Here is a 23,737-nt window from a genome sequence, read left to right on the forward strand (position 1 = left end):
TACCAGGTTCACGCCTCATTCTCGCAGATCAACGGCGGGCGCGGAATCGGGTCAGGTTGGCCGCGGTGATCGGCTTGCTGCGCAGCACTTCATGGCGCACGATCTGCAACGCTTGCAGGCGCGCCGGCTGGTCCGCCGGGACTTCCCAGCGGCTCCCGGAAAGCGGCGAGGCTGGGTCGAGAAGCCTGAAGGTCAGATCCGTCAACAGGTAGGAGGCCGTCGCCTGGGTGTCCTGGTGCGTTTTCGCGGGCCAGCCCGCCAGGTCGCCGGTTTCACAGATCCAGAGAATCACATTCACGGCTTCGGCCTGGTGCGCCTTCATGACCGCGATGTCCGGCAGCGCGGCGGATGCGTCGCGAACGATCCAGGGAATCTTCTGCAACAGGTCGAACACGAGTTCAAAGGCGGCCTTTGAATCGACGGATTTTGTCTGGGTGGGCATGGGGAGGTAGGGCCAGGGTGTTACGGATGACTCGACGTCAATCGTAAAACCATTCCGGCCCGCCGCCCGGCGCGCAGCGCCACTTTGAAGGGGGATAGCGTCCGAGTTTGGGCGGGGGCCGGACAAGCGCCCATGCAAAAGGCCCGCAACCAGGTTGCGGGCCTTTCAGTACTGCATTCTTTGGCTCCCCGAGCTGGGCTCGAACCAGCGACCTGCGGATTAACAGTCCGTCGCTCTACCGACTGAGCTATCGGGGAACAGGTAGAGGGGGCGAATTATGCACAAATTTTGCGGGGAATGCAAAACGGCCCCTCCGGGCGCGCTGGCGATGACGGTTGGGCGTCAGGGCGATCCCTTATCATGGCAACCAGAAGGTTCGCGACCTCCCACGTTTTTTCCGGATTTCATACATGTCTTCGTTCGACATCCAATTGTTGCTCACCGCCCTGGTGAGCGTCCTGGTGCTGGTCGCTCTCATCGTTTCGCGCATCCGCATGCATCCGCTGCTGGCGCTCCTGATCGTGTCGATCGGGGTCGGGTTCGCCACCGGCATGCAACCGACCGCCATCGTCAAGAGCCTGACCGACGGCGCCGGCAAGACCCTGGGCGCGGTGGGCGTGGTGATCGCGCTGGGCGCCATGCTGGGCAAGATCCTGGCGGATTCGGGCACCACCGAGCGCCTGGCCAACGCCATCCTGAACCGCACCTCGCCGCGCATGATCCCCTGGACCATGACGCTGGTGGCGTTCATCATCGGCATCCCGATGTTCTTCGAAGTGGGCCTGGTGGTGATGCTGCCGCTGATCTTCAGCGTGGCCCGCAAGCTGGAAGGCCAGGAGCGCTTCAAGGGCTCGGCCTACGTCTACGTGGGCGTGCCGGTGATCGCGGCGCTGGCGGCCATGCACGGCATGGTGCCGCCGCATCCCGGCCCGCTGACGGCGATCGCCAGCCTCAAGACCACGGTCGGCCCGACCATGATCTATGGCTTTCTCGCGGCGCTGCCCGCCATGATCCTGGGTGGCCCGCTGTATGGCGCCTTCATCGCGCCGCGCATGAGCACGCGCCCCGACGAGGCCTTGCTTGAGCAGTTCACCGCCACCCGGGCGGCCGATGCCGGCCATGGCCAGCCCGGCGTCGGCCTGGGCGTGGTGGCCGCGTTGCTGCCCGCCCTGTTGATGCTGCTGCACGCCGTGGCCGAAATGCTGCTGCCCAAGACCTCGCCCCTGATGCATGCGGCGGCTTTCCTGGGAAATCCGCTGGTCGCCATGCTGCTGGGCGTGCTGTTTGCGGCCGTGACGCTGGTGCTGGCGCGCGGCGGCGACGCCGAGAAACTGCGTGACGCGCTGGGCAAGAGCCTCAAGCCCATCGCGGGCATCATGCTGATCATCGCTGGCGGCGGCGCCTTCCAGCAGGTGCTGACCAGCGCCAAGGTCGGCGACGCCATCGTCCACCTGACCCACCAGTTCGCATTTCCGCCGCTGGTGCTGGGCTGGCTGATCGCCATGCTGCTGTCGGTGTCCACCGGCTCGGCCACGGTCGGCATCGTCGGCGCGGCCGGCCTGCTGGCGCCGCTGGCCGGCGCCGATCCCTCGCTGAACCTGCCGTTGCTGGCGCTGTCGATCGGCTGCGGTTCGCTGTTCTTCAACTACGCCAATCACGCCGGGTTCTGGATGGTGAAGGAATCCTTCGGCATGACGATGGGCGAGGCGACCAAGACGATTTCGGTGGTGCAGTCCATCGTGTCGGTGGTCGGCCTGGTGATGGTGTTGCTGTTCGATATGTTGCCCGCGCTGGGGTGAGCGCACGGCAATCCGCGCCGCAGGAAAGGAGGCCGAGAGACCTCCTTTTTGGGTTCATGCGGTAGCCGGTTTTCTCAGTGGCGATGGGGGGCCGACCTCTTCGCGGGCCCCCTGCCTGATGCCTTCGCTGCCGCTGGTGATGGCGCGTACGCCAAAGTCCGTCAGGGTCAGCTCGCGGACGGTGATGGCCGCTCCTGGCTTTGATATGAGCCTGGACGCTTTTACGAAAGCCTCGGCGGGCTTCCCGGGGATGGTATGCATGTCAGTACCTCTTCGTGACAAAGTCGCTGACGGCTTTGGTGCCAATGCCAACGATTTCCACCACATCGTCGCGTTCAAAGAGCGCGCGGTCACTTGAATCCAAGTAAATCACGCCGATCGGGTGCTGTCCAGAACGGTCCAGGACAGGCACCGCCATTGCCGAATAACGGCCAGGGCCGAGCTTGCGAACTTCGGCCTCCGTGTAGCCCCACTCGCGCACCAGTTCGGTACGAAGCTGTTCTTCCGTTGCGTCCTGGCTGGACATCACCAGGGGTTTTTTGCTGCGGATAGCTCTGCCGGTGATGCCTGTGTGGACCGGGAAGGTTCTGCCCACGCCCTCGCCGGTGGCACCGGCATAGTTGATGATCTGCTCGAGTTCCCGCGGCTCATGAACCGGCGGCACCACGCGGTGGAAGGTGGCGCGGATGTCGGCGCCGCATTGGCGCTTGTTGCACCATTCGGAAAGCATGGTGTGCATGGTGGAGACCGCTGCGTACAACCCTTCGTGGACCACTTCCGGCCCGTCTTTCCGGTCTTCGGCTCGCGCGCCGGCGACGCGAACGAAGGCGGCCGCGGCCAGCCAGAGGCACACGGTGGTCGCGAGGCCGAAGGTCCACGGGTCGAACACCGGTTCTTGCCAGCTTTTCACCGCGGCCGAACCGGCCACGATGATCGGCGGTCCGTTGAACAGGACCTCCCTGGGCCACTTCTTTTGCCAGAAGCGCTTTCGCCGCGCGCCTGGGAGATGAATTGCATGCATGTAGCCGGGGCTGCCTTGGTGCGTGGGAAGAGACCATGGTAGCGACGTGTTGCGCGGTTGGCGCCTGTTGCCGGGGCTTGCGGACTCGTTAATCGGTCGGATTCGGCGAGGCAGATCCGCATGGTTGCCACGCAGGCAATAAAAAACCCGCGCGGCGCCGGGCAGCTGCGGGTTGTCGATGCGTTGAATTGGTGCCGGTGAAAGGAATCGAACCCTCGACCTTCTCATTACAAGTGAGCTGCTCTACCAACTGAGCTACACCGGCGTGGCGTGCCTGGGGCACGCGCAGGGACTGCATTGTAATGAAAAAAGGAGATTCTTTCCGGCATCCGGCGCGCTTGCAGGACGGGGCGCGGGTGGGTCATGCCGGCCGCGGGGCCGTTGCGCAGCGCCGCCTGGCTTCCCAGCCTTGCAGCCGTTCGGCGCGCAGGGCCCGCCAGAGTTCGTCGGAGCAGAAATAGCCGCTGATGCCACTGTGCGGATACGCCGGCCGGACACCGAATTGGCGCGGCAGCCGCCAGAAGCAGCGGTTCGCGATGGCGGCCTGGTCCAGCACCAGCGGCGTGCCTTTCAGGAAGGAAAAGCCGCAGCTGGCTTCGTCGCCGGCCTGGCCCATGCCTTTGGAGAATTCGGTCTTTTCGATGATCACGGCATCGACCCGGGGCGGACACAGCAGCAGGTGGTAAGTGCGGAAAGGCCGGCTCTTGCGGCCGGGCATCATGGTCTCGACGTCGATCGGCAGGAAGCGGTGCGTGTCGGGTTCCAACGTTTGCATCAGATCGCGCACCCGCGCGCTGACCACGAACGGCCCGCCTTCCCATCCCAGGATCGCCGGCACGCGGCCGGGGCCGCGCAGCGTCAGGCGGATCTGTCGCGGCACCTGCGCGAGGTCGTCGTCGGACACGTCGTCGAACAGGCACAGCTTGGCAAGCAACTGGCGATCGATCTGCGGCACGAATTGCGTCGACGGTCCGCCGGCGGGCGGCATTCCGATCAGGTACGGCATGGTCTGTGGCGGCTCCTGGCGGGCCGGGCGGCGCATTGCGCGACGCGCAGGAAAAGGCCCGGTTCAGGCGTATGAGACGCGATTCCGGCGATGTTTGCAAATGATACGCACTATCGTTCCAGGTTTCAGCGTCGATTGACGTGGCTGGCCGCGTGCCGGCGCGTCCGCGCAAGGCAGCGCACGCGCCCCGTCAACTTCTTGCGGGGTGCGGCGCATAAGGGGGGTAATGCGAATCGGCTTCCGCACCGGGTCGGCGGGCCGGACGCCACGGCAGGGGGGCGGTCCAAGCCAGCCCCCGCCTGTTTGGCGCGTTACTTGACGATCGTCAGGCGCGGGCGCTTGGGTTCGTCGTCGCCGCCATCGTCGCCGGGCGCGGTATCGGCGTCGGCTTCGGGAGAGGCGGTGTCGGACGCGCCCGGCGTGCCGGGCGCCGGCGGTTCGTAGGGCTGCACTTCGAAGCCCATGCCGGCGCCGGTTTCGCGCGCATAGATGGCGCTGACGGCGCCCACCGGCACGTAGACGTTTTCGGTCACGCCGCTGAAGCGGGCCTGGAATTCGATGAATTCGTTGCCCAGCACCAGGCGGTTGGTGGCCAGCGTGCCGACGTTCAGGGTGATCTGGCCGTCGCGCACGTGGGCGACGGGCACCATGGTGTGCTCGTCGACCTGCACGGTGATGTACGGCGTGTAGCCGTTATCGGTGCACCATTCGTGCAGCGCGCGGATCAGATACGGTTTGGTCGAAGTTTCACCCATCACGCAACAGCCTTAGCGACGCATCACTTTTTCCGAAGGCGTCAGCGCTTCGATGTAGGCCGGGCGCGAGAAGATGCGTTCGGCGTACTTTTGCAGCGGAGCCGCGTTCTTGGGCAGCTCGATGCCGTAGTGGTCCAGGCGCCACAGCAGCGGGGCCACGGCCACGTCGAGCATGGAGAATTCCTCGCCCAGCATGTACTTGTTCTTGAGCAGCATCGGGGCCAGCTGGGCCAGGCGGTCGCGGATGTTCTGGCGGGCGTTGGCCAGCTTCTTCTCGTCGGGCTTGGCGCTGCGGTCTTCCAGCGTCGAGACGTGGACGAACAGCTCTTTCTCGAAGTTGTACAGGAACAGGCGGGTGCGGGCGCGCATGACCGGATCGGCCGGCATGAGCTGCGGGTGCGGGAAGCGCTCGTCGATGTACTCGTTGATGATGTTCGACTCGTACAGGACCAGGTCGCGCTCGACCAGAATGGGCACTTGACCGTACGGGTTCATCACCGAGATGTCTTCGGGCTTGTTGTACAGGTCGATGTCGCGGATCTCGAAATCCATGCCCTTTTCGAACAACACGAAGCGGCAGCGTTGCGAAAACGGACACGTGGTTCCGGAATAGAGCACCATCATGGCGAAAAATCCTTTATGAAAAACGAAAGGCCAGCGCCCTAATCTAGCAGGCGCTGGCCCCGATTGCCAGGCGGGGGGTAGGCATACAGCCCTAACCCGCCATTATCCACCCTGGCGAAAATGGGGGCGGATAAGCCTGGCGGGGCGTTGCGGTTAGCGCACGTGTTTCCAGTAAGAGGCGTTCAGGCGCCACATCACCAGGAAGAACAAGAGCAGGAACAACATGACACCGACGCCCAGCTGCACGCGGAAAGTCTGGACGGGCTCGGCCATCCAGGACATGAACGCGGTCAGGTCGGCGACGTCGTTGTCGTATGTTGCGGTTTGGGCCGGGTTGGCGGCCTTGAATTTGGCCTCGAAGGTGGCATGGCCGTGGTAGCTGGCTACCGGCTCGGCCTTGACCGTGGCAAAACCTTGCGCATCGTACACCGTCGTGACCCGTTCCCACGACTTCGGCGCGCCGTCCTTGCCTTCGACCTCGTGCATCGCCACCGTGGTCAGCTCGCGCGGACCCTGGCGTTCCCACAGCGCGTGCGGCATGCCGACGGCCGGGAAGACCAGGTTGTTCCAGCCCGTGGCACGCGAGGTGTCGCGGTAGAACGTGCGCAGGTAGGTGTAGATGTAGTCGGAACCCGAGGGGCCGGCGTTGACGGATTTGGCGCGGGCGATCACGGACAGGTCCGGGGGCGTCGTGCCAAACCACTTCTTGGCGTCCTTGGGCGTCATGGCGACATTCATCATGTCGCCGACCTTCTCGCCGGTGAACAGCAGGCTTTCCTTGATTTGCTGGTCGGTCAGGCCGATGTCCTTGAGCTTGTTGTAGCGCATCGACGATGCGCTATGGCAGTTCAGACAGTAGTTGACGAACAGCTTGGCGCCGTTTTGCAGCGACGCCATGTCGTTGACGCGGTAAGGCGCCTTGTCCAGCGGAAAGCCGCCTTCGGCGGCGAAGGTGGCGGCGGTACACGTGAGCATCAAGGCCACGGCACCAATCAGCTTCTTGATCATGGTCAGTCCGTTATTCTCGTTGGCTCAGTGGGCGTGGAACGTCACGCGGTCAGGCACTTGCTTGAAGGTGCCCAGGCGGCTCCAGACCGGCATCAGGAAGAAGAATGCCAGGTACAGCAGCGTGCCGATCTGCGACGTGATGTTCAACGGCGGACTGGGCGGCTGCGTACCGATGTAGCCGAGCACCAGGAAGTTGACCATGAAGATGCCGTAGATCCACTTGTGCCAGGTGGGGCGGTAGCGGATCGACTTGACCGGCGAATGGTCCAGCCACGGCAGGAAGAACAGGATGACCACGGTGCCGCCCATGGCGACCACGCCCCAGAACTTGGCGTCGATCACGCGCAGCAGCACGGCCACGACGATCAGGATGCCGGGCACGGCGATGCGCATGAAGCCCTTCAGGTTGCTCTTGACGAGCAGCGCGATGGCGCCCAGCACCGAGGCGCCGGCCAGCACCCACGTGAACTCGTCGGTGGTGGCGCGCAGCATCGAGTAGAACGGCGTGAAGTACCACACCGGGGCGATGTGCGGCGGCGTCTTGAGCGAGTCGGCCGGGATGAAGTTGTTGAACTCCAGGAAGTACCCGCCCATTTCCGGCGCGAAGAACACGATGAAGGCGAACACCAGCAGGAAGCCCGCGACGCCGACCAGGTCGTGCACCGTGTAGAACGGGTGGAACGGGATGCCGTCCTTGGGGCGACCGTACTTGTCCTTCGGGCCCTGCTTGATCTCGATGCCGTCCGGGTTGTTCGAGCCGACTTCGTGCAGCGCCACCAGGTGCGCCGCCACCAGGCCCACCAGCACCAGCGGAATGGCGATGACGTGGAAGGCGAAGAAGCGGTTCAGCGTGGCGTCGGAGACGACGTAGTCGCCGCGGATCCAGATCGACAGCTCGGGGCCGATGAACGGGATGGCCGCGAACAGGTTCACGATCACCTGTGCGCCCCAGTAGGACATCTGGCCCCACGGCAGGAGGTAGCCGAAGAATGCTTCGGCCATCAGACAGAGGAAGATCGCGACGCCGAAGATCCAGACCAGCTCACGCGGCTTGCGGTACGAGCCATAGAGCAGGCCGCGCAGCATGTGCAGGTAGACGACGACGAAGAACATCGAGGCGCCGGTCGAGTGCATGTAGCGCACCAGCCAGCCCCACGGGACTTCGCGCATGATGTATTCGACGGATTGGAACGCGCGCTCGGCGTCCGGCTTGTAGTGCATGACCAGGAAGATGCCGGTCACGATCTGCAGCACCAGCACCAGGAGTGCCAGCGAGCCGAAGAAATACCAGAAGTTGAAGTTTTTCGGTGCGTAGTATTCGGACAGATGCGCTTTCCAGGTGGAGGTCACCGGGAAGCGCCGGTCCAGCCAGCCCAACAGGCCTGTCGTCTCGACGGTTTTCTCGCCAGCCATGTAACGGCTCCTTCTCTAATACGTGGCGTATTTGTTTTACTTACGTAATTCGGGAAAAAAGCGCGACGCGAGCGTCAGGCCTTGTTGTCTTCATCGACGCCCACGATGATGCGGGAGTCGGTGAGATACTGGTACGGCGGAACTTCGAGATTGTCGGGAGCGGGCTTGTTCTTGTAGACCCGGCCTGCCAGGTCGAACGTGGAGCCATGGCACGGACAGAGGAATCCGCCTTGCCAGGAGGCGCCCATGCCGCCACCGCCGCCCGTTTCGAAGTGCGAGGTGGGCGAGCAGCCCAGATGGGTACAGATGCCAACACAGACGAAGATCTCGGGCTTGCGCGAGCGACCTTCGTTTTCCGCGTATTTGGGCGTGAAACCGGGCCGCTTGGACTGGGGGTCCGCCAGGAGGGCGTCCTGGGTCTTGAGGCCGGCGATCTGTTCAGGAGACCGGTGGATGATCCAGACCGGCTTGCCCCGCCATTCCACCGTTTTCATGGTGCCCACTGGAATGTCGCCGATGTCGACCTCAACGGGGGCGCCGGCGGCGCGGGCTTTTTCAGAAGGGGAAAACGTGCTCACAAGCGGTATTGCCGTTGCGACACCTGCTACGCCACCCACAGCACAGGCGGTGGTTACCCAGAAACGTCGCGAAGGATCGGGCGGCAGATTTGGATCAACCGCACCGTCATCATCATGCACCAGCGTATCCTGACTCATCTTCCTATCCTTGTTGATGCGCCCGCTCTACGAGTAGCATCACTTCTGCGGCATCGGCTTCGCGGGAATATGTAACAACATAGCAACCGCGTATTATAGCGCCAGCCTACTGGTGGGCGTATCACGAAGGGAGTGCTTTTATGAGCAAAGCGACTGGTTTCGTCAAAGAATTCCGAGATTTCGCTGTCAAAGGCAATGCGGTTGATTTGGCGGTTGGTGTGATCATTGGGGCGGCTTTCGGCAGAATCGTCGACTCACTGGTCAAGGATATCGTCATGCCGCTGGTGAACTTCGTGCTTGGCGGATCCGTCGATTTTTCGAACAAGTTCCTGGTGCTGTCGATGCCGGCCGGTTACAACGGGCCGATGACATATGCGGACCTGACCAAGGCGGGCGCCAACGTTTTCGCCTGGGGGAACTTCATCACGATCATCATCAACTTCGTGTTGCTGGCGTTTGTGATCTTCTGGATGGTGAAGGCGATCTACAAGGCGCGCACCAAGGCCGAGGAAGCGCCGGCGGCTCCTGCCGCGACGCCCGAGGATGTGGCGTTGTTGCGTGAGATTCGGGATTTGTTGAAGAAGCAGCCTTGAAGTGAATGGAAGAGCGCCTTGCGGGGCGCTTTTTTATTGGTTCAGTGGTTGGTTGCTTGCGGGGGGGATGGGCTTCGTAGGCCGCCCGGCGCGGGTGGTCGCGGGCGGGGCGCGCCTGCGATTGCGGTCCGGAGCGTTCGCTCCGGACTGCCCCGTGCTCAACCTTGTATGGTGTGGGTGCACCTTCCGCGGTGGGAGGGTGCTGGGGTAGGGACGTGCTCAACCATCAGCCGGTAGCACCCGGACTGCCACAACGAGAGCATCCCACCCCGCCTCACAGCGTCGATAAGGAATCTAGCGGCCTAGGACCGCCGATTGATCGCAAGGTAACGCCCGAGGCGAGGCTACCCCAGCGGACTAAACGTATCGCAGGGAGAGCCATCATGCAAATATCTGGCTGCTTTATTGGAGTCGATGTCGGTAAGTTCGAGCTGCAAGTGGCCGGCCACGAGGGCGCAATCGTGTCCGGGGTCCTGCCCAACAGCCGATCCGGCATCGTCGGTTGGCTCAAGCGCCTGCCGGCCGGCAGCGTGATCGCAATGGAGGCGACCGGGGGCTACCAGGAATTGTTGGCCCGCCTGGCGCACGAGCGCGCGTTCGTGGTGTATGTCTTGAACCCGACGCACGTGCACCACTACGCGATCTCGCTGGGCAACCGAGGCAAGACCGACCGGCTGGATGCCCAAGTCATTGCGCAGTACATCGCTCAGCGCCACGCCAAGCTGCACCGCTACGAGCCGATCTCGCCCGAGTTGCAACAGGTTCGGGCACTTCAGGCACTGAGGTCGACGGTGGTGCGGGTGGGCACGTCCTTGAGACTGTCGGCGCAGCGTCATGGCTGCGCCAGCAAGCATCAGAAGCAGGCCTTAGCTAGTCTGGGTTGCTGGGCCGAGCAGCTCGAACGCGAGTTGATCGCCAAGATCAAGGCTCAGAGCGAGTGGGCCAAGACCTACGGTCTGTTGACCGGCATCTGCGGCATCGGGCCGATCAACGGGGCCGCCCTGACGACCTTGTTCAACCGTATCCACTTCGCCAGCAGCGATGCGGCGGTGGCGTTCTGCGGGCTAGATCCGCGGCCCAACGAGTCTGGCCGCAAAGTTGGCCGGCGACGCTTGAGCAAACAGGGCGACAAGGCCGCCAGGACGTTGCTGTACAACGCGGCCAGTTCGGCAGCCCGCACGGATCACTTCAAGGATTACTACGCCATGCTCAGGGCCCGTGGGCTGGCCTCGACGGCAGCGCTGGTGGTGATTGCGCGCAAGTTGTTGCGTATTGCCTACGGGGTCTGGCGCACCGGGCAAGCCTTCGATCCGGGGAGGTTGAACCTGAAAAAAGCTTGATCCGGACCATAGAATCTCGTGGCCGCCTGTCGGCGGCTGCCTTCGGTTTCCGCCGGGCGCATCTGACGGCGCGCCCCGCCCGCGACCACCCGCGCCGGGCTACCTGTTTCGAAGTTTCATGCGCTGCTGGACCGAGGGGGCATGGGAGGGGCTTGTGTTGCCCGCCAAAACCGGCTGCGCGGGCAGCCGGTTTTGGCATACGTGCTTCTGGGGAGCGAGGCGGGGTGCGCTGCGCGCTGGCGGTGGGTATTGTGGGTGGCCGCCGTGGGCGTTCAGGCGGCGCGCGTCGGCGGGCAAGGGTTCGCCTGGGATCAGTGTTGCGGCCATGCCCTGTTTTCTGCTGTCACACCGGGTTGTCCAGGTCCACGAATTCCACCTTGACGCCGAAGCGGTCCGCCACGGCCTGGCCCAGGGCCTGGATGCCGTAGCGTTCGGTGGCGTGGTGGCCGGCGCCGAGGAAGGCGACGCCGGTTTCCTGGGCCAGGTGGAAGGTGGATTCGGAGGCTTCGCCGGTGATGTAGGCGGTGGCGCCGGCGTCGATGGCGTCGGCGAGCATGCCCTGGGCGCCGCCGGTGCACCAGGCGATGCGGGCGACGGGCTGGTCGGGGTCGCCGACGACCAGTGGCTGGCGGCCCAGGCGTTGCTGGATGCGGGCGGCGAGCTGGCCGAGAGTGGTGAGGTCGGGGGCGGTGCCGAGCCAGACCAGGTTGTCGGGGCCACAGGTGCGTGGGCTGCCGTCGTCGCGCCGTTCGGGTTCCAGGCCGAGGACGCGGGCCAGTTGGGCGTTGTTGCCCAGCGTGGGGTGGGCGTCCAGGGGCAGGTGGTAGGCGTAGAGGTTGAGGTCGTTCTTCAGCGCCAGCGCCATGCGGGTACGGCGGGTGCCGATGACGCGGCGGTCCTCGTTGCGCCACATCCAGCCGTGGTGGACCAGCACCGCGTCGGCGCCGCGCTCGACGGCGATGCGCAACAGGGCTTCGCTGGCGGTGACACCGGTGATAATGTGCCTGACTTCGGATCGGCCTTCCACCTGCAGCCCGTTGGGGCAGTAGTCCTTGAAGCGGGCGGCTTGCAGGGTGTCGTCCAGCCACGCGGCCAGGACGTGGGAGTCCACTTTACTCATTGCTAGTCCTATCAGAATCATGCGCCGATATTGGCTGATCTTCGCTCAGGCCGTCACGGTCTGCCTGGGTATTCTATTCGTCGTCACCACCTTGCGGCCGGATCTGTTGCGCCTGGCCGGGTCGGAGGCGGTGCCCGCGGCCGTGCCGCAACCGGTCATGGCGCCGGGGAGGCCGGCCATGGGGCCCGTGTCCTATGCCGACGGGGTCGCGCGGGCCGCGCCCTCGGTGGTGAATGTCTACACCACCAAGCACGTGAATGTGCCGCTGGTGCCGTTGCCCGATGATCCCATCCTGCGCCAGCTGTTCGGACAGGTGCCGGGGGTGAGCCGCCGCCAGGCCAGCACCAGCCTGGGGTCGGGCGTGGTGGTCAACCACGACGGCTACGTGCTGACCAACTACCACGTGGTGCAGGCGGCCGACGCGATCGAGGTGGCGCTGGCCGATGGACGCAAGGACACGGCCAAGGTAGTGGGCGCGGATCCCGACACCGATCTGGCGGTGCTGAAGCTGGCCACCCTGCGCAATCTGCCGGCGGCCACGCTGGCGCCGGATCGCGGCCTGCGGGTGGGCGACGTGGTGCTGGCGATCGGCAATCCGTTCGGCGTGGGGCAGACTACCACGCAGGGGATCGTGTCGGCGCTGGGCCGCAACGGACTGGGCCTGAATACCTACGAGAATTTCATCCAGACCGATGCCGCGATCAATCCGGGCAATTCGGGCGGCGCCCTGGTGGACGCGCAGGGCAATCTGGTGGGCATCAACACCGCGATCTATTCGGAGTCGGGCGGATCGATGGGCATCGGATTCGCCACGCCGATCGACATCGCGCGCAAGGTGATGGACGAGATCGTCAAGACCGGTGGCGTCAAGCGCGGCTGGCTGGGGGTCGAGCCGCAGGACCTGACGCCCGAACTGGCGCGGGCGTTCCAGATGGAACGCGACGCCCGCGGCGTGATCATCGCCGGCGTGTTGCGCGACGGTCCGGCCGCCAAGGGCGGCCTGCGGGTGGGCGACATCGTGCAGACGGTGAACGGCAAGCCGATGATGGATACGTCGGGGTTGCTGGCCGCCATTGCGCAGTTGACGCCGGGCCAGCGCGCGACGCTGGGCGTGTTGCGTGGCGGCAAGGTGGCCGAGGTGACGGTGGTGGTCGGGACCCGGCCCGGATTGCCGCGCTAGGGCCTGTGCGAGGCTCTTTTCAGTGTGAACAGGCCCTAGACGGGCGGCGGGCGGCCGGATGCCCGCCGCGGCCGGCACGGCGTGTCGAGCACCAGGCGCACGACCTGCAGCACACGCTTGCGCGTGGCCTCGGGCTGGTGGCGCAACAGCGCGCAGATCTCGGCGCAGTAGGCGTCGGATTGTTCTTCTTCGCGCGGCTGGGCGGCGGCGGCCTGCGCGACCATGCCGTCGGCCAGCCACGGCACCTGCGTATTCAGGGCCCGGGCCAGCCGCTGCAGGGTGGCGCGGGTGGGCGCATAGCGTTCTTCGCGGGTGAGGATGCGGTGGATGCAGGACTGCGGCACGCCGGAGATGCGGGCGAGCTGGTTCTGGCTTTTGATGCCGCGCCACCGCATCAGGGTGCGCAGGCGTAGGGCGAGCGACATGGCTGCAATGTATGTTTGCAGCGGATGCGCGACAAGCGGAAACCGTCCGTTTATGGAATGACAAAGGGGCCCGCATCGGGGCCCCTTCATGTCCGGGCACTGGCTCAGTGGCGTTCGGTCAGCGAGCCGTCGTTGACGGCTTCGTCGGCGCCCGGCTTGGGCGTGACCATGCGCGCGCAGATCAACCCCAGTTCGTACAGCAGGCACAGCGGCACCGCCAGCATGAACTGGCTGACCACGTCGGGCGGCGTCACCACGGCGGCGATGATGAAGGCGCCGACCACCACGTAGCCGCGCGCGCTCTTGAGCTTGGACAGCTCCACCACGCCCATGCGCACCAGCAGCACCACGGCCACGGGCACTTCGAACGTGATGCCGAATGCCATGAACATGGTCATGACGAAGCTCAGGTAGGCCTCGATGTCCGGCGCCGGCGTGATCGACTGCGGCGCAAAGGTGGCGATGAAATGGAAGACCGTGCGGAACACCACGAAATAGCAGAACGCCATGCCTGCGATGAACAGCAGCGTGCTGGAGATGATCAGCGGCAGCGCCAGGCGCTTTTCGTGCTTGTAGAGGCCCGGCGCGACGAAGGCCCAGGCCTGGTACAGCACCACCGGCAGCGCCACGATGAAGGCGGCCATCATGGTGACCTTGACCGGCACCATGAAGGGTGTGATGACGCCGGTGGCGATCATGCGGGTGCCTTCGGGCAGCGAGGCCAGCATGGGCTGGGCCAGCACGTCGTAGATGGCGGACGCGCCGGGATAGATGAACAGGATGATGAACACGCCCACCACCGCGCCGACGGCGCGCAGCAGGCGGGTGCGCAGTTCGACCAGGTGCGAGATGAAGCTTTCCTGCTGGCCGTCTTCTTGGGAGGCGTCCTGGGTCACGTTGTCGTTCCGGAGGGCGTGGCGGGCTTGGTGGCCGGCGGGGGCTCGCTGGCGGCCGGGGCGTGGGGCGCCGGCGCGGATTGCGGGGCGGGAGCGGGCTGGGCGGCCGGCGCGGCGGCGGGCGAATCCAGGTCCAGGCTCAGGTTCGGGTTGGGCGGCGCGATGCTGCGCGGCGCTTCGGCCGGCTGGCCGGCCTGCGGCGTCATCAGCGGGTCGGCCGGCGCGGCGGCGTGCGGGTCGGCGGAAGCCGTGGCGGTCTCGGCGCCGGCCGTGATGGCGGGCTTGCCGCTGGCTTCGCGGGCCACTTCGTCGAGCTCGGCGCGGAATTGCTGCACCGGCTCCTGCAGCGCGTTGTGGGTGTCGTTCAGCGATTGCTGCACGTCCTGCGCCGCGGTTTCCATTTCGCTCTTGAACTTGCGCAGCTCGTCCAGCTCGATCTCGCGCTGGATATCGGATTTCACGTCGTTGACGTAACGCTGCGCGCGGCCCAGCAGGTGGCCGACCGTGCGGGCGACCTTGGGCAGGCGTTCGGGGCCGATGACGATCAGCGCGACGACGCCGATCACCATCAGTTCAGTGAGGCTGACATCAAACATTCGACGGCCGCTCGGGAATTGAGGCAATGAGGGCCGGCCGGATCAGGCCGGGCCCGGGGGCGCGCAGGCGCTCAGGAGTTGGACTTTTCCTTGGCCTGCACGTCGATGGTGTCGCCGGCCACGCGTTGCTGGGCGATGGGTTCGGCCGGCTTGTCGCCGTTGGCGTCCTTCATGCCTTCCTTGAAGCCCTTGACGGCGCCGCCCAGGTCCGAGCCGATGTTACGCAGTTTCTTGGTGCCGAAGATCAGCGCCACGATGACCAGAACGACCAACCAATGCCAAATGCTAAAGCTACCCATGATGGTTCTCCGTATTACGCAGTGGGGGCCACGCGCCCTTTCCAGGGTCGCTGACCGCCGATGATGTGGAAATGCAGATGCGGGACTTCCTGGCCGCCTTCGACGCCAGAATTGATCATGATGCGAAACCCGCCATCAGGGCCCGGGGTGCAACCGTTTTCAGCGGCAAGCCGCGGCGCCAATGCCATCATTCTACCCAACCAACCTGCGTCCTCGGCCGTAATATCCTGCATGGATATGACATGACGTCGAGGGATCAGCAATAAATGCACCGGCGCGGCCGGGTTGATATCGTGGAATGCAACAAAGTCCTCGTCCTCGTAGACCTTCTTGGACGGGATCTCGCCGGCGGCGATCTTGCAGAAAATACAGTTGGCGCTCATTTTTGCGGTTCCGTGTCAGTCCTGGGGACGGCTGGCCTTCTCGGCCAGGCCCGACAGCCCTTCGCGGCGGGCCAGTTCGGCCAGCACGTCGTCGGGCCGCAGATTGAAGTGCGTCAGCGCGACCAGGCAATGAAACCACAGGTCGGCGGTTTCGCTGACGATGCGCTCGGGCACGCCGTCCTTGGCCGCCATGACCAGTTCAGTGGCTTCCTCGCCAATCTTCTTGAGGAAGGCGTCGGGGCCCTTGGACAGCAGCTTGGCCGCGTAGGAAGCCTTGGGATCGCCGCCGTTCTCGGGGCGGCGGGTATCCAGGGTGGCGGCAATGCGGGCCAGCACGTCGTGGGCGCTCAGGGGCGAATCGGTCATTTGTAGATCAGTTCGGGGTCTTTCAGCACCGGGTCCACCGTGACCCAGCTGGCCTGGTCGGTCTGGCCTTCCAGGCGGCGGTAGAAACAGCTGGCGCGGCCCGTGTGGCAGGCGATGCCGCCTTCCTGGTGCACCTTGAGCAGCACCACGTCGCCGTCGCAGTCCAGGCGCAGCTCGTGCACCTGCTGCACGTGGCCGGATTCCTCGCCCTTGCGCCACAGGCGCTGGCGCGAGCGCGACCAGTACACGGCGCGGCCGGTGGCGGCGGTTTCGGCCAGCGATTCGCGGTTCATCCAGGCCACCATCATGATCTGGCCGTTGTCGGCGTCCTGCGCGATGGCCGGGATCAGGCCGTTCTCGTCGAAGACGACGTCGGCCATCCAGCTGGGTTCGTTGCTCATCGTCATATCCTCACTTCAATGCCTTGTTCGGCCATGAAGCGCTTGCATTCACCGACCGTGTGCTGGCCGAAGTGGAAGATGCTGGCGGCCAGCACCGCGCTGGCGCGGCCGGTGGTGACGCCGTCGGCCAGGTGCTGCAGGGTGCCGACGCCGCCGGAGGCGATGACCGGCACCGGCACGGCATCCGACACCGTGCGGGTCAGTTCCAGGTCGAAGCCCGACTTGGTGCCGTCGCGGTCCATGCTGGTCAGCAGGATCTCGCCGGCGCCGTAGGCGGCCATGCGGCGGGCCCAGGCCACGGCGTCCAGGCCGGTGGCCTTGCGGCCGCCGTGGGTGAAGACTTCCCAGCGCGGCGCTTCGCCCGCGGCCGAGACCCGGCGCGCGTCGATCGCCACCACCACGCACTGCGAGCCGTGGTAGTCGGAGGCCGCGCGCACCAGTTCCGGATTGGCCACGGCGGCGCTGTTGATGCTGATCTTGTCGGCGCCGGCGTTGAGCAGGCGCTGGATGTCGGACACCTGGCGCACGCCGCCGCCCACCGTCAGCGGAATGAAGACCTGCGAGGCGACCTGCTCGATGATGGGCAGGATCAGGTCGCGGCCATCGCTGGTGGCGGTGATGTCCAGGAAGGTGAGTTCGTCGGCGCCCTGCTCGTTGTAGCGGCGGGCGATCTCGACGGGGTCGCCGGCGTCGGCGAGGTTGACGAAGTTCACGCCCTTGACGACTCGGCCGGCGGTGACGTCAAGGCAGGGAATGATGCGGCGGGTCAGCGCGCTCTGGGCGGGCGCGCCCGCCCCGGAGGTACTGCTGGAGGTGGTCATTTGGCCAATTCGTCGGCGCGGGCCTGTGCCGCTTGGAAGTTGAGCGTGCCTTCGTAGATGCTGCGGCCCAGGATGGCGCCTTCGACGCCCTCTTCCTCGACGGCGCACAGCGCCTCGATGTCCTGGATGCCGGCGATGCCGCCCGAGGCGAACACGGGAATGCGCACGTGTTGCGCCAGGCGCACGGTAGCCTCGACGTTCACGCCCGACAGCATGCCGTCGCGGCCGATGTCGGTGTAGATGATGGCTTCGCAGCCGTAGTCCTCGAACTTCTTGGCCAGGTCGAGCACGTCGTGGCGGGTCAGCTTGCTCCAGCCGTCGGTGGCGATCTTGCCGTCACGGGCATCCAGGCCGACGATGATCTGGCCGGGGAAGGCGCCGCAGGCGTCCTGCAGGAAGCCGGGGTTCTTGACCGCGGCGGTGCCGATGATGACGTAGGAGATGCCAGCGTCGAGATAGCGTTCGATGGTGTCGAGATCGCGGATGCCGCCGCCGATCTGGACCGGGATATCGTCGCCGACGGCGTCCAGGATGGCCTTGATGGGTGCTTCGTTCTTCGGTTTGCCGGCGACGGCGCCGTTCAGGTCGACCAGATGCAGGCGGCGGGCGCCCTGGTCGAGCCATTGCGAGGCCATGGAGGCGGGGTCTTCGGAGAACACCGTTGCATCGTCCAGGTCGCCCTGGCGCAGACGCACGCAGCGTCCGTCTTTGAGATCGATGGCGGGGATCAGCAGCATGGTGGGCAGCGGGAAAATATGGGGTTGAATGGGCTGGAGCGCGTGAGCCAGGGCGGTGTGCCCGTGGCTTACGGCTGCCAGTCTACAAAATTGCGATACAGGCGCAAACCGTGCTCGGCGCTCTTCTCGGGGTGGAACTGCACCGCGAAAATGTTAGCTGCCGCCACCGCGCAGGTAAAGGCAACGCCATAATCGGTTTCACCAACGGTCAGGCTCGTATCGGCCGGGTCGGCGTAATAACTATGGACGAAATAGAAATGCGTGTCGTCCGGAATGCCGTCCCAGATAGGGTGAGAGCGCGTCTGGCGCACTTTGTTCCATCCCATGTGCGGGACTTTCAACCGCTCCGGGCGGACATCGACCGGGCCGGCCGTGCCGGTGTCGGCCTCGCAGGCCGCGTCGTCGGCCGTGACCGGGTCGGCGAAGCGCGGACCGGCAAAGCGGCGCACCACGCCGGGGAACAGCCCCAGGCACGGGGTCGCGCCCTCTTCGCTGGACTCGAACAGCATCTGTTCGCCGACGCAGACGCCCAGCAGCGGCTTGGCGCGGGCGGCCTTGACGACCGCTTCGCGCAGGCCGGATTCATTCAGGGTGCGCATGCAGTCCGCCATGGCGCCCTGGCCGGGAAACACCACGCGGTCGGCCGCGTCGATTTCATGGGGCTGGTTGCAGATGCGGATGTCCGCGTCGGGGGCGGCGTACTTGAGCGCGCGCGCGACGGAATGGAAGTTGCCCATTCCGTAGTCGACGATGGCGATAGTGGTCACTTCGGTTTACCTGGTGCGTGGCGGGAGGTCGCGCAGCTTACAGCACGCCCTTGGTCGAGGGCACGACGTCGCCCATGCGCGGGTCGACTTCGATGGCCATGCGCAGCGCGCGGCCACAGGCCTTGAAGACCGTTTCGCATTGGTGGTGGGCGTTGGTGCCGCGCAGGTTGTCGATGTGCAGGGTGATCAGCGCGTGGTTGACCAGGCCCTGGAAGAATTCGCGCGTCAGGTCGACGTCGAAGGCGCCGATGTGCGAGCGGGTGAAGGGGATGTGGTATTCCAGGCCGGGACGGCCGGAGAAGTCGACCACCACGCGCGACAGCGCCTCGTCCAGCGGCACGTAGGCGTGACCGTAGCGGCGCAGGCCGGCCTTGGTGCCGACCGCCTTGGCGATGGCCATGCCCAGCGTGATGCCCACGTCTTCCACCGTGTGATGCGCATCGATGTGCAGGTCGCCCTCGGCCTTGATGTCGAGGTCGATCAGGCCGTGGCGCGCGATCTGGTCCAGCATGTGGTCCAGGAAGGGCACGCCCGTGTCGATCGTCTGCTTGCCGGTGCCATCCAGGTTGATGGCCACGCGGATGCGGGTTTCGTTGGTGTTGCGGGTGATCTCTGCGGTACGCATGTCAGGGACTCGATTAGGCACTCAGGATTTCTTGCAGTGCCGATAGCAAAGCGGCGTTCTCGGACGGCGCGCCCACCGAGATGCGGAGGCAGCCGGCCAGGAGCGGATGGGCGTTGGAGAAGTTACGAACCAATATTTTGCGCTGTTTCAGGGCAAGATGCACGGCGTTGCCATCCAGCTTGCCGGAAAAGCGCGCGAGTATGAAGTTGGCCGCGGAAGGGAATACCCTGACGCCGGGCAGCGCCGCCAGCGCCGCGGCCAGCGGTTCGCGGTCGGCGCGCAGGCGGGCGGCCTGTTGGTCCAGCACCGGCTTGTGGCGCAGCACCGTCAGCAGCGCTGCCTGGGTCAGCACGTCCAGGTTGTAGGGCGGGCGCACCTTGTCGAACTCGGCGATCCAGTCGGGGTGGCCGGCCAGATAGCCAAAACGCAGGCCCGCCAGGCCGATCTTGGACACGGTGCGCATCACCACCACGTTGGGCGCGTCCAGCAGGCGCGGCATCCAGCTGCGGTCGGTGAAGGGCTGGTAGGCCTCGTCCACCACCACCAGGCCGGGGGCGGCGGCGATGATGGCGGCCATGTCCGCGTCCGACCAGACGCCGCCGGTGGGATTGTTGGGCACGGCCAGGAACACCACCTTGGGCTGGTGTTCGCGGATCGCGGCCAGCATGGCGGGAAGATCAAGGGACAGATCGTCGGTCAGCGGCACGCCGACGAAGCGGGCGTGGTCGAAGCGGGCCGCCATGTCGAAATAGACGAACGACGGCCACGGCGCCAGCACCACCTCGCCGGGATTGCAGCAGGCCTGCACCACGATGTGGATCAGTTCGTCCGAGCCGTTGCCGAATAGCACGCCGGCGTCGGCAGGCACGCCGAAGGCCGTCTTCACGGCCTGGCGCAGTTCGGACAGGTCGGCCGCCGGGTAGCGGTTCAGCGGCGTATCGCGCAGCACCCGGGCGAGGTCGTCGCGCACCGCCTCGGGCAGCTCGTAGGGCGACTCCATCGCGTCCAGTTTGATGCAGCCTTCGGCGTGCGCCACCGGATACGCGGTCAGTTCGCGGATATCGGGCCGGATGGTGCCGGCGATGCGGCCGGCGACCTCGCTCATGGCTGGTCGATCCGGTACTGGGCGCTGGCGGCGTGGGCCTGCAGGCCTTCGCCCAGCGCCAGTTCGGCGGCGATGCGGCCGAGCGTCTGGGCGCCCTGGTGCGAGACCTGGATCAGGCTGGAGCGCTTCTGGAAGTCGTACACGCCCAGCGGCGACGAGAAGCGCGCCGTGCGGGAAGTGGGCAGCACGTGGTTCGGGCCGGCGCAGTAGTCGCCCAGGGCTTCCGAGCTGAAGCGGCCCATGAAGATGGCGCCCGCGTGGCGGATCCTGGCGGTCCAGATTTCCGGTTGCTCGGTGGAGATCTCCAGGTGCTCCGGGGCGATGTCGTTGGCGATGCGGCAGGCTTCGTCCAGGTCGCGCACCTGGATCAGCGCGCCACGGTTGGCCAGGCTGGTGCGCAGGATGTCGGCGCGCGGCATGGTCGGCAGCAGGCGGGCGATGGCGGCCTCGACCTCGGCGATGAAGGCGGCGTCCGGGCACAGCAGGATGGATTGGGCCAGTTCGTCGTGTTCGGCCTGCGAGAACAGGTCCATGGCGATCCAGTCGGCCGGTGTCTTGCCGTCGCAGATCACCAGGATTTCGCTGGGGCCGGCGATCATGTCGATGCCGACCACGCCGAACACGCGACGCTTGGCGGCGGCCACGTAGGCGTTGCCCGGGCCGACGATCTTGTCCACGGCCGGCACGGTGGCGGTGCCGTAGGCCAGCGCGCCCACGGCCTGCGCGCCGCCGATGGCGAACACGCGGTCGACGCCGCTGATGGCGGCGGCGGCCAGCACGATGGGGTTGCGCGCGCCGTCCGGCGTGGGCGTGACCATGACCAGTTCCTGCACGCCCGCGACCTTGGCCGGGATGGCGTTCATCAGCACCGACGACGGATACGCGGCCTTGCCGCCCGGCACGTACAGGCCGACGCGGTCCAGCGGCGTGACCTGCTGGCCCAGCACCGTGCCGTCGGCCTCGGTGTAGGTCCAGGTCTCGGCGCGCTGACGTTCGTGGTAGCGGCGCACGCGCTCGGCGGCCGCCTGCAGCGCGTCGCGCTGGGCGGCGGGCAGCGCGGCCAGGGCCGCATGCCAGTCGGCCTTGGGAATTTCGAGCGTGTCCGCGGACGCGTGCGGCATGCGGTCGAAGCGCTGGGTGTATTCCACCAGCGCCGCGTCGCCCCGGGCGCGCACGTCGGCCAGGATGCCGGCGGCGGCACGGTCGATGGACTCGTCCTCGGTGGCCTCGAAGGCCAGCAGCTTGGACAGGGCGGACGCGAATCCGGGATCGCGGGAGTCGAGACGATTGATCAGGGCCATGGCGTTCAGGCGGGTGGCGGCCGCCGCGTGGGGCGGCGGCCTGGGTCAGGCGTTGCGGGAAGCGGCGCGCTCGAAGGCGTCCAGCAGCGGTTGCAGGCGTTCGCCGCGGGTCTTGAGCGCGGCCTGGTTGACGATCAGGCGCGAGGAGATCGGCATGATGTCCTCGACCGCGACCAGGTCGTTGGCGCGCAGCGTGCCGCCGGTGGACACCAGGTCCACGATGCAGTCGGCCAGGCCCACCAGCGGCGCCAGTTCCATCGAACCATACAGCTTGATGATGTCGACGTACACACCCTTGGACGCAAAGTGTTCACGGGCTGACTGCACGTACTTGGTGGCCACGCGCAGGCGCGCGCCCTGGTGCACCGCGGCTTCGTAGTCGAAGCCGTTGCGCACCGCCACGGCCAGGCGGCATTTGGCGATGTTCAGGTCGATCGGCTGGTACAGGCCGCCGGGCTGCTGCGCGGCGTGCTCGATCAGCACGTCCTTGCCGGCGATGCCAAGGTCGGCCGCGCCGTACTGCACGTAGGTCGGCACGTCCGAAGCGCGCACGATGATCAGGCGCAGGCCGGGGTCGCTGGTCGGCAGGATCAGCTTGCGCGAGCTTTCGGGGTTCTCGGGCACCTCGATGCCGGCTTCCGCCAGCAAAGGCATGGTTTCTTCGAAGATCCGCCCCTTGGACAGAGCCAGGGTCAGGGGCGCGAGAGGGGCATTGCTCATGCCGATTCCTTGCCGCTAGTGCGTTCAACAACGCGTTGGATATTGGCGCCCAGGGCGCGCAGCTTGACTTCCATCCGGTCGTAGCCGCGGTCCAGGTGGTAGATGCGGTCGACCAGCGTGTCGCCATCGGCGGCCAGGCCGGCGATGACCAGGCTGGCCGAGGCCCGCAGGTCGGTGGCCATGACCGTCGCGCCCGACAGGCGGGCAATGCCGCGCACCACCGCGGTGTGGCCGTCGATGTCGATGTCCGCGCCCATGCGGCGCAGTTCCTGCACGTGCATGTAGCGGTTCTCGAAGATGTTCTCGACGATCACCGACGTGCCTTCGGCCACCGTGTTCAGCGTCATCAACTGGGCCTGCATGTCGGTGGCGAAACCGGGGTATTCATGGGTGCGAAAGCCCACCGCCTTGGGGCGCGCGGACATGGCGCCGCGAATCCAGTCGGGGCCGGTCTCGATAGCGAGGCCGGCCTCGGCCAGCTTGTCGAGCGTGGCGCCGAGGATGCCGGCGTCGGTGTTGCGCAGCACGATGTCGCCGCCGGCCGCGCCGACGGCGCACAGGAACGTGCCGGCCTCGATGCGGTCGGAGATCACGCGGTGCTCGGCGCCGTGCAGGCGCTCGACGCCGTCGATCACGATGCGGTCGGTGCCGTGGCCCTGGATGCGGGCGCCCATCTTGATGAGCAGCTCGGCCAGGTCCACCACCTCGGGTTCGCGCGCGGCGTTCTCCAGCACGGTCTGGCCTTCGGCCAGCACCGCCGCCATCAGCAGGTTCTCGGTGCCGGTGACGGTGACCATATCGGTGCGGATCGAGGCGCCCTTCAGGCGCTTGGCGCGCGCCACCACGAAGCCGTGCTCGATGCTGATTTCGGCGCCAAGCGCCGCCAGGCCCTTGATATGCTGGTCCACCGGCCGCTGGCCGATGGTGCAGCCGCCGGGCAGGCTGACGCGGGCTTCGCCGAAGCGCGCCACCAGCGGGCCCAGCACCAGGATGGACGCGCGCATGGTCTTGACCAGGTCGTACGGCGCTTCGAGGCTGTCGACGCGGTCGGCCTGCAGGGTCACGATGCCGTCGCTGCCGCGCTCGGCGCGCACGCCCATGCGGCCCAGGAGGCGCAGCATGGTGGCGGTGTCGTTCAGGTGCGGCACGTTGGCGATGGTCAGCGGATCGGCCGTCAGCAGGCCGGCGCACAGGATCGGCAGGGCCGAATTCTTGGCGCCGGAAATGGTGACTTCGCCGTGCAGGCGCGCGCCGCCGGTAATGCGGAGTTTGTCCATG

At 66.2% G+C, this 23,737-nt stretch carries 28 protein-coding genes and 2 tRNA genes; 4 read left to right on the plus strand and 26 right to left on the minus strand.

Annotated elements, in window-relative coordinates:
- Positions 1-28: 28 nt before the first annotated feature.
- Together AC6CR5_RS21105 and AC6CR5_RS21110 are read right to left on the minus strand one after the other, a co-directional pair.
- Positions 29-394 (minus strand): hypothetical protein, encoded by a 366-nt coding sequence (locus AC6CR5_RS21105; RefSeq protein ID WP_024067416.1) that lies wholly within the window; start codon positions 392-394, stop codon positions 29-31.
- A 229-nt stretch (positions 395-623) separates the two neighbouring features.
- A tRNA-Asn gene (locus AC6CR5_RS21110) sits at positions 624-699 on the minus strand.
- 153 nt (positions 700-852) lie between these two features.
- Here AC6CR5_RS21110 and AC6CR5_RS21115 point away from each other — a divergent pair.
- Positions 853-2,241, plus strand: a complete 1,389-nt coding sequence (locus AC6CR5_RS21115; RefSeq protein ID WP_006388036.1) for a GntP family permease — start codon at positions 853-855, stop codon at positions 2,239-2,241.
- Between the two features lie 262 nt (positions 2,242-2,503).
- On the opposite strand, the gene AC6CR5_RS21120 is transcribed toward AC6CR5_RS21115, so the two are convergent.
- The 8 genes from AC6CR5_RS21120 to petA form a co-directional block, all read right to left on the minus strand.
- Entirely contained in the window at positions 2,504-3,262 is a 759-nt protein-coding gene (locus AC6CR5_RS21120; RefSeq protein WP_238920770.1) for a GAF domain-containing protein, read from the minus strand.
- A gap of 189 nt (positions 3,263-3,451) precedes the next feature.
- Positions 3,452-3,527, minus strand: a tRNA-Thr gene (locus tag AC6CR5_RS21125).
- A gap of 96 nt (positions 3,528-3,623) precedes the next feature.
- A complete protein-coding gene (locus AC6CR5_RS21130) occupies positions 3,624-4,268 on the minus strand; it encodes an imm11 family protein (RefSeq protein WP_498084918.1) in 645 nt (214 codons plus the stop codon).
- 311 nt (positions 4,269-4,579) lie between these two features.
- Complete coding sequence (locus tag AC6CR5_RS21135) at positions 4,580-5,023, minus strand: ClpXP protease specificity-enhancing factor (RefSeq protein ID WP_006388038.1); 444 nt, start codon at positions 5,021-5,023, stop codon at positions 4,580-4,582.
- Between the two features lie 12 nt (positions 5,024-5,035).
- Positions 5,036-5,647: a glutathione S-transferase N-terminal domain-containing protein gene (locus AC6CR5_RS21140; RefSeq protein WP_006388039.1), complete on the minus strand. Its 612-nt coding sequence runs from the start codon at positions 5,645-5,647 to the stop codon at positions 5,036-5,038.
- A gap of 153 nt (positions 5,648-5,800) precedes the next feature.
- On the minus strand, positions 5,801-6,655 hold the full coding sequence (locus tag AC6CR5_RS21145) for a cytochrome c1 (RefSeq protein WP_006388040.1): 855 nt from the start codon (positions 6,653-6,655) through the stop codon (positions 5,801-5,803).
- 24 nt (positions 6,656-6,679) lie between these two features.
- Positions 6,680-8,068 (minus strand): cytochrome b, encoded by a 1,389-nt coding sequence (locus tag AC6CR5_RS21150; RefSeq protein ID WP_006388041.1) that lies wholly within the window; start codon positions 8,066-8,068, stop codon positions 6,680-6,682.
- A gap of 74 nt (positions 8,069-8,142) precedes the next feature.
- Entirely contained in the window at positions 8,143-8,784 is a 642-nt protein-coding gene (gene petA / locus AC6CR5_RS21155) for a ubiquinol-cytochrome c reductase iron-sulfur subunit (protein WP_006388042.1), read from the minus strand.
- A gap of 140 nt (positions 8,785-8,924) precedes the next feature.
- Here petA and mscL point away from each other — a divergent pair, with 140 nt between their 5' ends.
- Positions 8,925-9,377 carry a large conductance mechanosensitive channel protein MscL gene (mscL, locus tag AC6CR5_RS21160; protein ID WP_006388043.1) on the plus strand — a complete coding sequence of 151 codons (453 nt, stop codon included), beginning with the start codon at positions 8,925-8,927 and terminating at the stop codon, positions 9,375-9,377.
- A gap of 383 nt (positions 9,378-9,760) precedes the next feature.
- Positions 9,761-10,717, plus strand: coding sequence for an IS110 family RNA-guided transposase (locus tag AC6CR5_RS21165; protein WP_049055769.1), 957 nt, complete (start codon positions 9,761-9,763; stop codon positions 10,715-10,717).
- 343 nt (positions 10,718-11,060) lie between these two features.
- Here AC6CR5_RS21165 and AC6CR5_RS21170 read toward each other — a convergent pair whose 3' ends face one another.
- Positions 11,061-11,837, minus strand: a complete 777-nt coding sequence (locus tag AC6CR5_RS21170; RefSeq protein WP_498084919.1) for a Nif3-like dinuclear metal center hexameric protein — start codon at positions 11,835-11,837, stop codon at positions 11,061-11,063.
- Between the two features lie 19 nt (positions 11,838-11,856).
- Here AC6CR5_RS21170 and AC6CR5_RS21175 point away from each other — a divergent pair, with 19 nt between their 5' ends.
- A complete protein-coding gene (locus tag AC6CR5_RS21175) occupies positions 11,857-13,017 on the plus strand; it encodes a trypsin-like peptidase domain-containing protein (protein ID WP_498084920.1) in 1,161 nt (386 codons plus the stop codon).
- Positions 13,018-13,052: 35 nt separating this feature from the next.
- Here AC6CR5_RS21175 and AC6CR5_RS21180 read toward each other — a convergent pair whose 3' ends face one another.
- The 15 genes from AC6CR5_RS21180 to murA form a co-directional block, all read right to left on the minus strand.
- Positions 13,053-13,442 carry a helix-turn-helix domain-containing protein gene (locus tag AC6CR5_RS21180; RefSeq protein WP_020925622.1) on the minus strand — a complete coding sequence of 130 codons (390 nt, stop codon included), beginning with the start codon at positions 13,440-13,442 and terminating at the stop codon, positions 13,053-13,055.
- Positions 13,443-13,546: 104 nt separating this feature from the next.
- Complete coding sequence (gene tatC / locus AC6CR5_RS21185) at positions 13,547-14,338, minus strand: twin-arginine translocase subunit TatC (RefSeq protein WP_006388047.1); 792 nt, start codon at positions 14,336-14,338, stop codon at positions 13,547-13,549.
- Positions 14,335-14,934 carry a Sec-independent protein translocase protein TatB gene (gene tatB / locus AC6CR5_RS21190; RefSeq protein ID WP_026383377.1) on the minus strand — a complete coding sequence of 200 codons (600 nt, stop codon included), beginning with the start codon at positions 14,932-14,934 and terminating at the stop codon, positions 14,335-14,337. Before tatB ends, tatC begins: the two co-directional genes overlap by 4 nt.
- A gap of 71 nt (positions 14,935-15,005) precedes the next feature.
- Complete coding sequence (tatA, locus tag AC6CR5_RS21195) at positions 15,006-15,233, minus strand: Sec-independent protein translocase subunit TatA (protein ID WP_006388049.1); 228 nt, start codon at positions 15,231-15,233, stop codon at positions 15,006-15,008.
- A 14-nt stretch (positions 15,234-15,247) separates the two neighbouring features.
- Positions 15,248-15,616, minus strand: coding sequence for a histidine triad nucleotide-binding protein (locus tag AC6CR5_RS21200; RefSeq protein WP_020925620.1), 369 nt, complete (start codon positions 15,614-15,616; stop codon positions 15,248-15,250).
- 15 nt (positions 15,617-15,631) lie between these two features.
- A complete protein-coding gene (locus AC6CR5_RS21205) occupies positions 15,632-15,982 on the minus strand; it encodes a phosphoribosyl-ATP diphosphatase (RefSeq protein WP_498084921.1) in 351 nt (116 codons plus the stop codon).
- Entirely contained in the window at positions 15,979-16,383 is a 405-nt protein-coding gene (gene hisI, locus AC6CR5_RS21210; RefSeq protein ID WP_006388052.1) for a phosphoribosyl-AMP cyclohydrolase, read from the minus strand. Before hisI ends, AC6CR5_RS21205 begins: the two co-directional genes overlap by 4 nt.
- Before the next feature lie 2 nt (positions 16,384-16,385).
- Positions 16,386-17,204 carry an imidazole glycerol phosphate synthase subunit HisF gene (gene hisF / locus AC6CR5_RS21215; protein WP_006388053.1) on the minus strand — a complete coding sequence of 273 codons (819 nt, stop codon included), beginning with the start codon at positions 17,202-17,204 and terminating at the stop codon, positions 16,386-16,388.
- The gene (hisA, locus tag AC6CR5_RS21220; RefSeq protein ID WP_006388054.1) at positions 17,201-17,941 is read right to left on the minus strand and encodes a 1-(5-phosphoribosyl)-5-[(5-phosphoribosylamino)methylideneamino]imidazole-4-carboxamide isomerase; all 741 of its coding nucleotides are present in this window, start codon (positions 17,939-17,941) and stop codon (positions 17,201-17,203) included. Before hisA ends, hisF begins: the two co-directional genes overlap by 4 nt.
- Positions 17,942-18,009: 68 nt before the next feature.
- Positions 18,010-18,708: an imidazole glycerol phosphate synthase subunit HisH gene (gene hisH, locus AC6CR5_RS21225; RefSeq protein ID WP_047992449.1), complete on the minus strand. Its 699-nt coding sequence runs from the start codon at positions 18,706-18,708 to the stop codon at positions 18,010-18,012.
- A 37-nt stretch (positions 18,709-18,745) separates the two neighbouring features.
- Positions 18,746-19,333 (minus strand): imidazoleglycerol-phosphate dehydratase HisB, encoded by a 588-nt coding sequence (gene hisB / locus AC6CR5_RS21230; RefSeq protein ID WP_006388056.1) that lies wholly within the window; start codon positions 19,331-19,333, stop codon positions 18,746-18,748.
- A gap of 13 nt (positions 19,334-19,346) precedes the next feature.
- Complete coding sequence (gene hisC, locus AC6CR5_RS21235; RefSeq protein ID WP_047992450.1) at positions 19,347-20,438, minus strand: histidinol-phosphate transaminase; 1,092 nt, start codon at positions 20,436-20,438, stop codon at positions 19,347-19,349.
- The gene (hisD, locus tag AC6CR5_RS21240; protein WP_020925617.1) at positions 20,435-21,739 is read right to left on the minus strand and encodes a histidinol dehydrogenase; all 1,305 of its coding nucleotides are present in this window, start codon (positions 21,737-21,739) and stop codon (positions 20,435-20,437) included. The genes hisC and hisD overlap by 4 nt, the downstream gene beginning before the upstream one ends.
- A gap of 45 nt (positions 21,740-21,784) precedes the next feature.
- On the minus strand, positions 21,785-22,459 hold the full coding sequence (hisG, locus tag AC6CR5_RS21245; protein WP_020925616.1) for an ATP phosphoribosyltransferase: 675 nt from the start codon (positions 22,457-22,459) through the stop codon (positions 21,785-21,787).
- On the minus strand, positions 22,456-23,736 hold the full coding sequence (gene murA / locus AC6CR5_RS21250; protein WP_026383375.1) for a UDP-N-acetylglucosamine 1-carboxyvinyltransferase: 1,281 nt from the start codon (positions 23,734-23,736) through the stop codon (positions 22,456-22,458). The genes hisG and murA overlap by 4 nt, the downstream gene beginning before the upstream one ends.
- Between the last annotated feature and the right edge of the window lies 1 nt (position 23,737).

The organism is Achromobacter sp. EG18, from assembly GCF_059759395.1.

Coding starts and splice junctions, on each gene's coding strand:
- AC6CR5_RS21115 (WP_006388036.1), top strand. CDS start 853: ATGTCTTCGTTCGACATCCAATTGTTGCTCACCGCCCTGGTGAGCGTC.
- AC6CR5_RS21120 (WP_238920770.1), bottom strand. CDS start 3,262: ATGCATGCAATTCATCTCCCAGGCGCGCGGCGAAAGCGCTTCTGGCAA.
- AC6CR5_RS21130 (WP_498084918.1), bottom strand. CDS start 4,268: ATGCCGTACCTGATCGGAATGCCGCCCGCCGGCGGACCGTCGACGCAA.
- AC6CR5_RS21135 (WP_006388038.1), bottom strand. CDS start 5,023: ATGGGTGAAACTTCGACCAAACCGTATCTGATCCGCGCGCTGCACGAA.
- AC6CR5_RS21140 (WP_006388039.1), bottom strand. CDS start 5,647: ATGATGGTGCTCTATTCCGGAACCACGTGTCCGTTTTCGCAACGCTGC.
- AC6CR5_RS21145 (WP_006388040.1), bottom strand. CDS start 6,655: ATGATCAAGAAGCTGATTGGTGCCGTGGCCTTGATGCTCACGTGTACC.
- AC6CR5_RS21150 (WP_006388041.1), bottom strand. CDS start 8,068: ATGGCTGGCGAGAAAACCGTCGAGACGACAGGCCTGTTGGGCTGGCTG.
- petA (WP_006388042.1), bottom strand. CDS start 8,784: ATGAGTCAGGATACGCTGGTGCATGATGATGACGGTGCGGTTGATCCA.
- mscL (WP_006388043.1), top strand. CDS start 8,925: ATGAGCAAAGCGACTGGTTTCGTCAAAGAATTCCGAGATTTCGCTGTC.
- AC6CR5_RS21165 (WP_049055769.1), top strand. CDS start 9,761: ATGCAAATATCTGGCTGCTTTATTGGAGTCGATGTCGGTAAGTTCGAG.
- AC6CR5_RS21170 (WP_498084919.1), bottom strand. CDS start 11,837: ATGAGTAAAGTGGACTCCCACGTCCTGGCCGCGTGGCTGGACGACACC.
- AC6CR5_RS21175 (WP_498084920.1), top strand. CDS start 11,857: ATGCGCCGATATTGGCTGATCTTCGCTCAGGCCGTCACGGTCTGCCTG.
- AC6CR5_RS21180 (WP_020925622.1), bottom strand. CDS start 13,442: ATGTCGCTCGCCCTACGCCTGCGCACCCTGATGCGGTGGCGCGGCATC.
- tatB (WP_026383377.1), bottom strand. CDS start 14,934: ATGTTTGATGTCAGCCTCACTGAACTGATGGTGATCGGCGTCGTCGCG.
- tatA (WP_006388049.1), bottom strand. CDS start 15,233: ATGGGTAGCTTTAGCATTTGGCATTGGTTGGTCGTTCTGGTCATCGTG.
- AC6CR5_RS21200 (WP_020925620.1), bottom strand. CDS start 15,616: ATGAGCGCCAACTGTATTTTCTGCAAGATCGCCGCCGGCGAGATCCCG.
- AC6CR5_RS21205 (WP_498084921.1), bottom strand. CDS start 15,982: ATGACCGATTCGCCCCTGAGCGCCCACGACGTGCTGGCCCGCATTGCC.
- hisI (WP_006388052.1), bottom strand. CDS start 16,383: ATGAGCAACGAACCCAGCTGGATGGCCGACGTCGTCTTCGACGAGAAC.
- hisF (WP_006388053.1), bottom strand. CDS start 17,204: ATGACCACCTCCAGCAGTACCTCCGGGGCGGGCGCGCCCGCCCAGAGC.
- hisA (WP_006388054.1), bottom strand. CDS start 17,941: ATGCTGCTGATCCCCGCCATCGATCTCAAAGACGGACGCTGCGTGCGT.
- hisB (WP_006388056.1), bottom strand. CDS start 19,333: ATGCGTACCGCAGAGATCACCCGCAACACCAACGAAACCCGCATCCGC.
- hisC (WP_047992450.1), bottom strand. CDS start 20,438: ATGAGCGAGGTCGCCGGCCGCATCGCCGGCACCATCCGGCCCGATATC.
- hisD (WP_020925617.1), bottom strand. CDS start 21,739: ATGGCCCTGATCAATCGTCTCGACTCCCGCGATCCCGGATTCGCGTCC.
- hisG (WP_020925616.1), bottom strand. CDS start 22,459: ATGAGCAATGCCCCTCTCGCGCCCCTGACCCTGGCTCTGTCCAAGGGG.
- murA (WP_026383375.1), bottom strand. CDS start 23,736: ATGGACAAACTCCGCATTACCGGCGGCGCGCGCCTGCACGGCGAAGTC.